This is a genomic window from Pseudomonas fluorescens, from assembly GCF_001648775.1.
Classification (GTDB): domain Bacteria; phylum Pseudomonadota; class Gammaproteobacteria; order Pseudomonadales; family Pseudomonadaceae; genus Aquipseudomonas; species Aquipseudomonas fluorescens_M.
In genome coordinates, this window is record NZ_LVEJ01000040.1 from 1 (window position 1) to 13,700 (window position 13,700).

The window sequence follows — 13,700 nt, forward strand, 5'->3', positions numbered from 1 at the left end:
CAACCGCCAGACCCTCGCGGCCCGCGACAGCATTAACCTCAGCGCGGGTGGCCAACTGACCAACGCCGGCGTCATCGAAGCCGGCGTCAACGCCGACGGCAGCCGCAATGCCAGCGGCGATCTGAGCCTCACTGCGCAGAACCTCGACAACACTGGCAAAAGCCTCACCGCCAGCCGCAACCTGACGGTCAACGCGGCGCAAACCCTGAACAACCAGGGCGGTACGCTCAGCGCACAAACCACAGCGGTCAACGTCGCTACGCTGGACAATCGCAACAATGGGCAGGTTCTTGGTAACGGCGCGCTGAGTTTGACAGCCCGCCAAGCATTAAACGCTCAAGGGCTGATCAACAGCTCCGGCGATTTGACCGCCACCATCGACCAACTGAACAACAGCAGCGGTGAGCTTTCCAGTCGTCGCACCACTCGCCTGAACGCATCTACAGTGGACAACCGTGGCGGCCAGATCCTCGGTGATCTGGGGCTGGATATCGATCTTGGCGGTGCGCTGGATAATCGTAATGGTGTACTCGGCTCCGGTCAGTCAGTGAATCTCAGAGCTGCCAGTCTGGATAACCGCGATGCGGGTGTGTTGGTCAGTGATGCCGGTCTTGTCGTGCGTGTCAGCGGCTTGCTCGACAACCGCAACAAGGGTGAAATCTCGGCCAAGGGTGCTATCGATGGGGAGATCGGCAGCCTGGACAATAGCAATGGCAAAATCATCGGCAAGAGCAAGCTAGCACTACGCAGTGCTGTCGCCGACAACCGTGGCGGGGTGATTCAGGCTGATCAACTACTGACACTGAATATCGACCGTCTGGACAATCGCGAAACAGGTTTGGTCAGCGGCAAGGCTGGGCTGACTTACGCCGGCGTGCGTCTGGACAACAGCGGTGGTCTGCTCAGCGCGGTTGGCCTGGTTAACCTCTCGGCCGACAACGTCCAGAACGCCAGCGGGCGGATCTCCAGCCAAGGTGATCTGATCGCAACAATCGGTCTGCTGCAACAGCAGGGTGGGGCGCTGGTTGCCCAAGGCAATTTAAGTTTGAGCGGCAAGACGCTTGATAATCGCAATGGCGGATTGGTCGGCACAACAAAAGCGCTGACGCTCGCGGTCGATGACATGGATAACCGCACCGGCGAAATCTCCGGCAATCTGCTGTCGAGCATCAAAGGTCAACGGCTGGATAATAGCGATGGCGGTAAAGTTCTGGCGGGCAGTAACCTTGAACTGGGCGTGACCCGACTCATCAATCAGAGCAAAGGGTTGATGACCTCGCAAGGTACAACGACTTTGACTGGTAGAACGCTGGACAACAGCGGCGGCACTTTCAACAGCCTGAATGCTTTAGTGATCACCCTTGATGACGCCTTGATCAACGGCCACGGAATCATCACAAGTGAAGGCATGCTGACCATCAATGCCGGGCGGATCGATAACAGCGCCGGTAATCTGGGCAGCGCCGCCAAATTGCTGGTCAGCAGTCGCGCCGCACTACTTAATCAGGCCGGTTCGATCAGTACCGACAGCACTTTGACCCTCAAAAGCGCCAGCCTCGATAACAGCCAGAAAGGACTGATTTTCGGCAAGGACCACAGCCTGATCGAGACCGGCAAGCTTGATAACAGTCAGGGTGGCAAGTTGACCAGCGGTGCATCTCTGAAACTCGATGCGACTCAGGTCAACAATGCTGCCGGGCGGATTGCCAGTCAGCAAGTGCTGGATGTTTCCGTAACCGCGCTGGATCAACAGGGCGGTGAGCTGTTCAGCAAGAGCACTCTGACCCTGGACATGAACAACGGTCAGTTGAACAACCAGAAGGGTTTGATCAATGCCCCCGGCACGTTGTTGCTGAAAAACCTCAAGGGTGTAAACAACCAGGGCGGTGAAATTTCCAGTCAGCAAGCCTTCGAGCTGGTCGCTCAGGATCTGGACAACCGCGATGCCAAATTGCTCAGCCAACAAGGTCTGACACTGCGCATCGCTGCAGCATTGAACAACATCAAAGGCGTTATCTCCGGCGCATCGCTGGACAGTCATAGCGACAGCCTCGACAACCACGAAGGCCTAATCAACAGTGGCGGCGAGTTGCTGTTGACCACTGACAAAACGCTGGATAACCAGCTCGGTACGTTCATTGCCGACGGTCAACTCACGCTGACAGCGGATGGCCTGGACAATCGTGGTGGCAGTATCGCCGGCAAGTCGGATAGCCGTATTCAGGTAAAAAACCTCAACAACCAAAAAGGCCAGCTGATCGCCATTGGCGCACTGCAAGTGAGCGCCGATGCGCTCGATAACCGTCAGAAGGGATTGCTGGGAGCAAGCAAAACCATGACCTTGACAGTCGATGAACTGGACAATCGTGGTGGCGAAATCAGCGCCAGCAGCGATGCTCACGTCACCGCTAAAAAGCTTGATAACAGCGATGGCGGGCAGATCTTCAGCGGCAACGCGATGGTGCTCGCAGTCGATGATCTGCTCAACCGCAACAACGGCCTGATCAGCTCTGGCACGCGACTGACATTGCAAGGGCAGTCGTTGACCAACAACGACGGCAAAGTGCTCAGTCAGCAAGACATGCACCTGACGTTGAGTGGTGCTTTGGACAACAACCTGGGTAACGTCAGCAGCGAAGCAACGCTGGTCGTAAATGCCGCTCAGTTGAGCAATACAGGGGGTAGCGTTTCCAGTGCGGCGGATCTGACGCTCGACAGTCACGGCAGCGTCGATAACCAGGCTGGCAAAATCATTACCGATGGCGCCCTTGTCCTCAACAGCAAGAGCCTCGATAACCGCCAGCAGGGCACCCTCAGTGGTAAAGGTGCGGTCACTGTCAGTACCGGTGATTTCGACAACAGTAGCGGTCGTCTCAGCAGTGCACAAACCCTGAATCTTGTCGCCACCAAGGTCATCAACCGGACGGGTGGCGAGATCGGCAGCCAAGGTGCACTGAATGCATCGGTGACCGGTCTGGATCAGCAGAACGGCAAACTGTTGAGCAACACCAGCCTGAGCTTGGACATGAATAATGGCCAACTGGATAACCAGAATGGTTTGATTAATGCGCCCAGCACACTGCTGCTCAAACAACTCAAGGGGGTGAATAATCAGGGCGGCAAAATCTCCAGCGGTGAAGCCTTCACTCTGACCGCGCAAAGTCTGGACAACAGCAACGGCAAGCTCTTGAGCAACCAGGGACTGACCCTTCGCATTGTCGCAGTGCTGGATAACATCAAGGGTCTGATCGGCGCGGCATCGATTGATGCACGCGCCGCGAGCCTGAACAACAGCGGTGGCGGTCTGGTCAGTCGTGGTGACTTTGAACTCGGCGTGGACGGCCTGCTGCGCAATGACACCGGCGGGCTGATCAGTGCTGCGCAAGCACTGCATATCGCTAGTGCGGAACTCAACAACCAGGGCGGTCAACTCTTGGGTGTCACGGCCACGACCCTCGATGCCATGGTGTTGAACAACCGCGACGGGGGTTATATCAACAGCCAGGGCACGCTGGCAGTGACCGGTACAAGCCTCGATTCTAGCAACGATGGCGAAGTTTCGGCCAAGGGAGATATCGACCTAAGGCTGAGTTCGCTAAGCCAAAACGGCGGACGTCTGCTGGGTGAAAGTGCGATCGCGGTGGACCTTGTCGGCGGCGATCTCGACAACCGTAACGGTCTGCTCACTGCCAAAGGCCCGCTGACCCTCAAACGGCTGCGTGACCTGAGTAACCAGAGCGGCGAAATATCCAGCAACCTCGGTTTCGATCTGATCGCTACTGCGCTCAACAACAGTGCCGGTAAAATCATCAGCGGCGAACAACTGCTGGTGCGCGGCACTCGCCTTGTCAACCAGAAAGGCCTCTTGTCCGGTTGGCAAGGGCTGAGCGTCAGCGGTGACAGCCTCGATAACCGCGACGGCGGCACGCTGTCCAGCAAGTATGCCGATGTCACTGTTGATGTCACTGGCGCTCTGCTCAACAGCGGCTCTGCCGCGGTGGTAGCCAAGGGCAATCTGGCCGTCAAGGCTGGCGGTCTGGACAACAGCAACAAAGGCAATCTGAGCAGTGGCGCAGGGCAGACGCTGACGTTGGGCGGCGCGCTTGATAACAACCAGGATGGTCTGATTGCCAGTGGCGGGGCGCTGGATATCGTCAGCACGGTTTTCACCAATGTCGGTGGCGCTGTCAATGCGCAGCAGGCCATCAATGCTACGGCTTCGAGCCTGGACAACCGTGGCGGACAGATCGCCAGCAACGGCGCGATCAACCTCAACTTGAGCGGCGACTTGAACAACAACGCCGGCAAACTGGCTGGCGCCGGACCGATGCTGATCAAGGGCGTGACCAATCTGCATAATCAGAACGGCCAACTCGCCAGCCAGAAAACCCTGGACCTGCGCACGGGTTCGCTGGACAACAGCAACAAGGGCACGCTCGCCGCTAATGATCAGTTGCTGATCACCGCCACGGGCGCCGTCAGCAACAATGCTGACGGCCTGATCTACAGCAAGAATTCCGATGTGCAACTGAAAGCGGCCACCCTGCTCAACGGTAAAGGCTCGATCCAGAGCGACAGTTCGCTGACACTGGATGTCAGCGGTGACGTCGACAACCAGAGCGGCAAAGTCATCGCGCAGAACGGCGATGTGCTTATCAAAGCCGCCAACATCGACAACCGTGGCGGGATTCTCTCCAGCCTCAGAGGCGCGCTGGAGGCACGCACGGCCGGAGTGCTGCGCAACGGCTTTGACCTCAACAACAACCGTCAGGGAGGCATCATTCAGGCGCAGAGCCTGACACTTTCTGCGTTGGCAGGACTGAACAACAACGGTGGGCGGATTTCAGCGCAAACGACAGGCGCCAGCATTACCACCGCCGCACTGGATAACCGCAGTGGCGTGGTGTACTCAAAAGGATTGGTGGATGTCGCGGGCACTAGCCTTGACAATACCAGCGGACAAATCGCCGGTAATCGCATTGATCTGGATATCAGCGGAGCGCTGATCAACCGTGGCGGTATTGCTGAAAGTGATTCGCAACTGACCGTCAAGGCCGCCAGTGTTGATAACCAGAATGGCCGTCTGCGCGCCCTCGGGATTTCGGGGAAAACCGACTTTCAGATTGGTGGGTTGCTGGACAACCGCAACGGTGTCCTGGAAACCGCGAACACGGATCTGACCCTGAACGTCGGCAGCTTCCTGAATGCCGGCGGCCAAATAAACCATGTGGGCCGTGGCAAGTTTGATATTTCCACAGCCAATGTCATCGGGGCCGGTGGCGGTATTACCACGGGCGGTCTGCTGGAGCTCAACGCCAATAGCTGGAACAACTCCAGTGTGATTCAGGCCGGTCGCCTGAGCGTTAATGTCGGGACGTTCAGCCAGACGGGCAGTGGACAACTGCTCGCTTCGGAGTCTTTGCAGGCACGGGGTGGTCATTGGATCAACGATGGTCTGATCGCCAGCGACGGCGACATCGATATGCAACTGGGCGGTAATTACAGCGGTAACGGTCGCTTGTCGAGCGTCGCCGGCACCAATATCTCCGCGGCAGAGTTGATGCTGAATTCTGCATCCAGCATCGCCAGTGGCGGCATAGCGCAGATCAAGATTGGCGGTTTACTCAGCAACGCCGGACGTCTGACCTCCAACGCAGACCTGACCGTCGAGGCCGGCAGCCTGAACAATACTGGTACCCTGGGCGGCTCGCAGGCGGTCATGATCAAGACCCCCAATCTGGCCAACGATCGAGGTCTGATTTTCAGTGGTCAGAACACCAATCTGGAGGTCACCGGCCTGACCAACAGTTATGGTGACTTTTACAGTCTGGGCGATTTGACGATCAAGGGTTATAACGGTGCCGATCGGGCTAGCATTCTGGAGAACATTTCCGGGACGCTGGAGAGCGTCGGCAACATGTCGATCAATGCCACGACGCTGAACAACCGCGGCGACAAGTTTGAAGTGTCGCGCAAACTGGTGTCCGGGTTCATCGCCACCAAATGCAACGATTGCAGCGGTGATACCTATTACGTCGAGTTTGGTCTGAAGGAAATCTACGAAGGTGGGGTGTCCGATCAGTCACCGGGCGCCAAATTGACTTCGGGCGGTAACTTCAGTTTCAAGGGCGGCGACTTTCTTAATAGCCGCAGCGAAGTGGTAGCGGCGCGAGACATCACCATCAATGCCACTAACTTCAGCAACATCGGCGCTTCCGCCGGTACTATCGAACGTACGCGCATTTACACCATGCCGGGCATTACCGATGGCACATATTCGCGCTTCATGCGTGGCGATGTCTGGGAGTACAACCAGCGCAACGACAACGGTCCGCTGACCTTCCATTACATGGATGACGCCGGACAGTTCCGTACCGGCAAACACGGCCTGGAAAAGTTCTACCGCAAGGGCAGTGAAGAAGTCCGCGATATTCTGGTCGACGCTGAAACGGGTCAGAAGCTCATGAAGTATGGCGCCTATCAACACCCGGCCAGTGGACAGCATTCGGAGTACGACTCGAACAATCTGCTCTCGATTCCGGTAGCACTGGCAAACTTGACCCCCAAAAGTGATACCGAAGTTTCCCGTGATGGCGGGGCCATACAAAATGCAGTGGTTCAGGCCGGTGGCAAGGTCAACATCACCGCCACCCAGACCCTGATCAACAGCGTAGTTCATCAGGATTACGGTTTCAGCGCCGGCATCGACCGTCGCCAGAACACTCAGGGCGGTGGCACGGGTAAGCCACTGCTGGTGCACCTCAACAGTCAGTTGCCACCGGATCTTTCCCAGCAACAGGTCAACCCTTTAAGCCTGCCGGGTTTCTCGTTGCCGACGGGTGCGAACGGGCTGTTCCGCTTGAGCGGGGAGGGCGCAAGCGGCGGTTCGGCAAGTGCTAGCGTGTCACCGTCGCCGACCTGGAACGTGGGCGGTGAAAGCGTGCACGGCGAAGACCGTCTCGTTGCCGGCACCGTCGGCGGACCCCGTGATTTGCAGGTAGAAGGTGCGAAGTTCGTGTCCACCAGTGAGCGAGCGGTGGACCCCGTTCGCCGAACACCGACCAGGACGGATGGTACCGCAAGTACCTTCGATGTCAGCATCGATACCGCCACGCTCGATCTCGGTACAGTGCGTCGGGTAAGCGACATGAAAGGTTTGGTCGATCCACGACCTGTCCCGCGCGTCAGTGGCTTACCGGACACCAGGGTGCCTGGCAACAGCCACAAGTACCTGATCGAGACCAACCCGGTGTTGACCAATCTGAAACCGTTCATGAGCTCAGATTACTTGCTCGGCAAACTCGGTTACGACCCGGATATCAGCGCCAAGCGCCTGGGCGACGGTTTGTATGAGCAACGCCTGGTACAACAGGCGGTCGTTGCCCGTACCGGTCAGCGATATATCGACGGCCAGACCAGCGATGAAGGTCTGTTCAAATATCTGATGAACAACGCCATTGCCAGTAAGGATCAGCTCAACCTGTCGGTGGGCGTGACTCTCACCGCGCAGCAGGTTGCCGCGCTGACCCACGACATCGTCTGGCTCGAAGAGCACGAAGTGAATGGCGAAAAAGTGCTGGTTCCGGTGTTGTACCTGGCCAACGCCAACAATCGCCTGGCACCGAACGGGGCGCTGATTCAAGGCTCGGATGTGACATTGATTGCCGGGGAGAACCTGGAAAACTCCGGTACGTTGCGTGCAAGCAATGATTTGTCTGCGACGGCGGGCAAGGATTTGGTCAACAGTGGCCTGATCGAGGCGGGTGGTCGAGTGGACCTGTTGGCCACCGAAAACATGGTGAACAAGGCGGGAGGGATCATTACGGGGCGTAATGTCGACATCGTTGCTGTAAACGGCGATGTGATCAACGAACGTACGGTCACCGGGATGGATGTCAGTTATCCGGGCAAGACCCAGCACCGTGATTTCGTCGACACCGCTGCGCGTATTGAGGCCGCCAACGAACTGACTGTCTCGGCCGGTCGTGATTTTACCAATGCCGGTGGCGTGATGAAGAGCGGCGGTGACATGTACATCGACGCGACTCGCGATATCAATATCAAGTCTGTGCAGGATCGGAGTGCGGACAGTCAATATCGTTTCCTGAACGATCACACCAAACAGTTGAGCGCGACGGTCGACGCTGGTCGCGATCTGACTCTCAGCAGCGGCCGGGACATAGCCGTAATTGCCAGCGATATCAACGTCAAACGCGATGCCTCGATCGTCGCGACAGAGAATCTGTTCGTCACGTCTGCGGCGGATGAAAGCCATACCTATTCCAAGATTCGCAAAACCACGCGTCAGGAAGATCACGTCGATCAGATCGCCTCAACCATTACGACAGGCGGCGACCTCACCATGAACTCCGGTGCGGATATGACGCTGGTATCAAGCCGAATCAAGGCCGGGGACGAAGCCTATCTGGTGGCAGGCGGTAACCTGCAACTGCTGGCTGAGCAGGACAGCGACTACTCCCTTTACGACATGAAGAAGAAGGGTAGTTTCGGTACCGGTAAGACCAAGCGCGATGAAGTGACCGATGTAAAACATGTCGGAACCGAAATTACCTCTGGCGGCAACCTGACGCTGGTGAGTAGTGGAGATCAGCGTTATCAAGTGGCAAAGCTGGACAGTGGCAAGGATATTTCGCTGATCAGCGGCGGCGCTATCACGTTCGAAGGTGTGAAAGACCTTCATCAGGAAAGCCACACGAAAAGTAAGAATGGCATGGCCTGGAACTCGTCCAAAGGCCGCGGCAATACTGACGAAACGCTGCGACAGACTGAACTGTTCGCCAATGGCAATGTAATGATTCATGCCGTCGACGGTTTGAACATTGATATCAAGGACATCAACCAGAACACCGTCAGTCAGACAATCGACGCAATGGTCAAGGCGGATCCTGGCCTGGCCTGGCTCAAAGATGCCGAGAAGCGGGGGGATGTGGATTGGCGTCTGATAAAAGAAACCCACGACTCCTTTAAATACAGCCACTCAGGGATGGGGCCGGCAGCGATGTTGGCAGTGGTCATTGTCGTCACCGTATTGACGGCTGGCACCACCACGGCGGCAACGATCGGAACGGCTGCCGGTGAGACCGCCGCCGGTGCTGCAACTGCCGCAGGAGCTTCTGCAGCCACCGCAGCTGCTGTTGGCGCCGCAGCATCCGCCGCCGCGACTGCCGCTTTCTCGGCGGCTGTCGGTCAAGCTGCCGCCAGCGCAATCAACAATAAGGGCGACCTGGGAGCAACGCTCAAGGATGTCTTTTCTTCCGCAAACTTGAAGGCGTTCGTTCTTGCTGGTGTCACTGCGGGCATTGCATCCCAGTTTGGTTATACACCCACCGATTTGAAGTTTGATCTGCCCAGTGTTCAAACCGTTGCAGTGAAGGCTGCGCTCGATGCACTGGCGAAGACTGCTGTGACTGGGGGCAGTCTGAAAGATAACCTCGTGGCGTCGGCTCTGGGTTCGGCAGTCAGCATTGGCGGGGCAGCGAGTGCCTTCAAGATTGGGGATATAACAGTCTTTGAAGGCGGAAAAATCTCCAAAGTCGTCATGCATGCCGCGCTGGGTGGTTTGATGGCGGAAGCCATGGGCGGCGATTTCCGCAGCGGTGCAATTGCCGCCGGCGCCAATGAAATGCTGGTGGACTTTCTTGCGGACAAACTGCTGCCCAGAGATCTTGAGCCGGGCACCGTGGCTTATACGGAAGGCGTAACGAAGCTATTGACCGCCTCGCAGCTGGTGGGCGTATTGACGGCTGCGATCACTGAAAGCGATCCTGGGATTGCGGCCGCGGTTGCAGCCAACGCCACACTCTATAATTCGCTTAAACACCGAGAGATCGACCTGTTGGTCGAGGATGCGTCGAACTGCGAAAAAAATAACAACTGTGAACTTGTACGCGAAAAATTCAGAAAGCTGAGTGTTATTAACCAGGACGAGTTAAAGCATTCGTGTGATGTAACGCCTGCACAATGCATCAAGGACAATATTGAGATACTTGATCAACGGGACGAGTTGACCGAGCGGCTCGGAAAGTTGATGCTGGACTCGCGTATCCCGTTGAGTATTAAAGCTGATCTGCAAGCCTATATTCTGCAAAACCTGACAGAGTCGTCGATTTTGCAGCAGGCGCAGGCAAAGCTTGCCCTTCAGGCTCAAGGTGTTTCGCCTGAAAAGGCTGGCTGGATTTCGATGCTGGCGAGCGCGGCCGCCGGCAGCATGTTGATGATCAAGAATGGCGTGAAGAATGCTTTGGGTGGTTCGGAGACTAAAACGATATCGGTCGACCCGACCAAGGCAATCAAAGGTTCGCCGGAATTTGACGAACTGAACAATCCTCGCCCGAACTCCCAATATGAACTTTCCAATGGCACCAGTTTCAGCACGAATAGCTCTGGTTTTGTTGACAACATTACTTTCCAGCCTGTGCTGGTCAAAGTCCCGCGAGATTCGCGACAGACAGCTGTCGGTAAAGAAGGGCTGCCGACGGACGTGGGTGGGCATATCCAGGCCTGCTCGCTAGGAGGTACGTGTGACAGATACAATCTGTTCCCGCAGGATAGTAATTTCAACAATTCGGCTTATAAGAAATTTGAGAATGAGTTGCGAGTTTCACTGAAGGATGGTAAGGCAGTTGGGCCAGTCAGCGTACAGTTCCAACGATCGGAGGCCGGCTCTGCAAGGCCGGACTCGATGGTTGTAAAGTACACAATTGAAGGTGAAGCGAAAACAAGGCGCTTCCAGAACAAGAACGGTGGATAGCGTTATGAAAGAGCAACTGGAAATTTTGAATGATCTGGCTTCACTGATTTATGCAGAGGCGCCGGAGTCTTGTGAGGAAATTACCTATAAAGCCGAAACTGACGTAGAGGAGAGTTGGGTTGAATCAAGCTTTTCTTATCGTAAAGAAGGTGTTCGGCATTCGGTATTCCTGTCCGACGAATGTGAGTCCAAGGCTTCGGAACTGGTTTCCAGATTGAATGAAGTGATGTATGCGCATACGGGAGGCAGATGGCGCTGTTTTGTTATGAAATTCGACAGTGATCTCAAAGTCTCCACCGACTTTGAGTATTGAGAAACATGAAAGCTGGCGATCGCCAGATCACCCGCTTTCGGGGCAGGCCACGTTTAGAAGGTATTCTGAAAACGTGGCCTGTCTCTTTTTTACTCCGAAAACTTGGTCTGTCCCTGAGGGAACCCCACAAATCTACTCCAGGCTCTGCGCCTGATGATGCACCTCATCACGCAGAGCTTTCTCCAATGTTTCCCAGTCTCCGCTGCCTCCGAACTCTATGCATTTACGCCAATACTCCAGGTCCAGTCGCCACAATGAGAGCACGCGTCTTTCTCTGAGCCTGTTGCTTTGATAGCGCCGCTCAAGGTTACTTTTTCGAGCCTGAAGTCCCGTTAAAAAGAGCAGGTAATTGGCGAGAGCGGCAATCAACAGCAGTATCTCAATACGATGCAGGCAATGGCTTCGATGTAGATTCAGACCCAATCCCAAGTGCTCACTTTTCACATCCCTGAAGCCCTCCTCAATTTGCATACGGCGTTTGTAAACTGCCACGATTTTTGCCGGATTCCATTCGTCCTGAGCCAGGTTGCTGGCAAGCAACCATGGTTCACGCTCGCGTCTGGCGGATTGTCGACTCAGTTTGTATTTTTGCAATTGACCCCGTAACGCGTTGGTGTTGGCGGCCCTTGGCGCAGTGTCGTACGCAGTACAGGTCGATGAAGTGTGGGGCGCTTCGCGTCATCTCGACACGGCTAAGTGCCTTGGGTGAGGCGGCGGCCAATGCATACAAATTCTTCACGGGTTGCCAGTCAGTTTGATCGCGACGATAAAGTTCGCGATTCCTTATCCGCGCGACGTAATACCAGCCTTGCGCGGCGACAGCCTTCATCCATGGTCGCCGAAAACCCGCATCGGTGACCAGAGTCGGAACGCAGCCATCTGGTAGCAATTCAGCCAGTGTTTTGAGTAGACGATTTTGATACTTGGGGCAGCTCTCTCGCTCATGAACGCTTTCATAAACAGGGAATGAACGCCCCGCCAGAGGGATCGATGCTCTCAGCAAAAAGGCTGTGCCTGAAGCGTCAATTCGAGACCAGTCGACCAGGATCAAAGGATGCTTCAACGAACCCAGCAATGCCCGAAGCATTACCCAATAGAACAATGGGCGCTCTGACCTCAAGTGTTGATTGCCCAGCAAGCGATCCACGCGCTTGATCGAATGCTTGGGGTAAGCACGCCCCTTCATGAAGCGCCCAAGAGCGGTCAGTGTCAGGCGACGTCCATGCAGTAACGAACTGACACAACTCATCAGTGATGTCAGGCGGCGAGAATGGATAGAGGGCAGTGCTTGAGCGAGCGCTCTGTGTAAAAATCGGATGGCCTGCATGGGTTCGGTTTCTTGTATTTGTGTGGTGCAAACCAAGTTGCCGACTCATGCAGGTCGCTTCAATATTCCAACTTCTTGATTTTCCGTAAGAAAAATCGGGGATTCCTCAGGGACAGACCACTTTTAAAGATGTGGCCTGTCCCCACTTATCCAGAATTTATTGAGCCGAACGCGACGTTCGGCAGGCAGCCCATTCGGATCAGGTATCGCGAAAAACAAGCCTCATCCATTGTTTGACGCCAGAATTATGCCTTTCTACAATAATGCCACTATATTGATATCACTGCTTCGTCGCGCCTAGCCCGCCTGCCGTCGACGTGACATTCGCTTATTTCCTGAACGATCGCATCCGCTGACGTCGTCTGCCTTGCCGGTCGGTTTTTGCGTGGATTTCCCCCCCCGACCGTTGCCCGCCCCGAGATTCTGATATGGACGTCCTTCAACTGGCTCTTCTGGCCAGTCAGCCTTCTGCTGCCGAAAAAAACCACGAACGTTTCCTGGGCATGCCCAAGCGCGGACTGGCGTTCCTGCTGGCGAACGTCATGTTCTGGCAACCGATGTGGGCGCAGGCCGACGGCATCGTGGTGGCCAATCCGAATACCTCGCTGGATCGCGCCGGCAACGGCGTGCCGATCATCAACATCGCCACGCCCAATGCCAGCGGTCTGTCGCATAACCAGTTCCACGACTACAACGTCGGTGCGCAGGGGCTGATCCTCAACAACGGCTCGACCCAGAACACGATCACGCAGTTGGGCGGCCACATCATCGACAACCCGAACCTGAAAAACAGCGGTTCGGCGCAGGCGATTCTCAACGAAGTCATCAGCGGCAATCCGAGCCAGTTGCGCGGTTACACCGAAGTGGCGGGCCAGTCGGCGCGGGTGATCGTCGCCAACCCTTACGGCATTACCTGCAACGGGTGCGGTTTCATCAACTCTCCGCGTGTGACCTTGACCACCGGCAAACCAGTGCTCGATAACGGCCGACTGGATCGCTTTCAGGTCGATCAGGGTTCGGTGGCCATCGAGGGCGCGGGCCTTAACGCGACCAATGTCGACCGTTTCGAAATCATCACTCGCAGCGCGAAGATCAACGCGCAACTTCAGGCGCAAAACCTGACGATCGTCGCCGGTCGCAACGACGTCAACGCACAAACCCTTAACGCCACCGCGCGCGCCGACGACGGCAGCAGCAAACCGCAACTGGCCATCGACTCTTCGGCCCTCGGCGGCATGTATGCCGGCGCGATCAAACTGGTCGGCACCGAGGCCGGCGTCGGGGTGAAG

General features: G+C 56.1%; 3 protein-coding genes and 1 pseudogene. 3 read left to right on the forward strand and 1 reads right to left on the reverse strand.

The genetic code is table 11. From position 1 onward, the window contains the following. Both A8O26_RS29905 and A8O26_RS28930 read left to right on the forward strand, forming a co-directional pair. Nucleotides 1-10,771 (forward strand): DNA/RNA non-specific endonuclease (locus A8O26_RS29905; RefSeq protein WP_064121006.1); only part of this gene is annotated, 10,771 nt, incomplete at its 5' end. Between the two features lie 4 nt (nt 10,772-10,775). Next, nucleotides 10,776-11,084 (forward strand): hypothetical protein, encoded by a 309-nt coding sequence (locus A8O26_RS28930; protein ID WP_064121007.1) that lies wholly within the window; start codon nt 10,776-10,778, stop codon nt 11,082-11,084. Between the two features lie 132 nt (nt 11,085-11,216). Here A8O26_RS28930 and A8O26_RS28935 read toward each other — a convergent pair. Beyond that, nucleotides 11,217-12,411 (reverse strand): annotated as a pseudogene (locus tag A8O26_RS28935) (IS4 family transposase). Nucleotides 12,412-12,839: 428 nt separating this feature from the next. Between A8O26_RS28935 and A8O26_RS28940 the strand changes: the two are divergent. Then, nucleotides 12,840-13,700, forward strand: an 861-nt coding sequence (locus tag A8O26_RS28940; RefSeq protein ID WP_155740700.1) for a filamentous hemagglutinin N-terminal domain-containing protein, incomplete at its 3' end; no start/stop codon positions are given.

What these genes read in the sequence shown, in the direction of transcription:
- A8O26_RS28930 (WP_064121007.1), top strand. Translation starts at nt 10,776, where the DNA reads ATGAAAGAGCAACTGGAAATTTTGAATGATCTGGCTTCACTGATTTAT.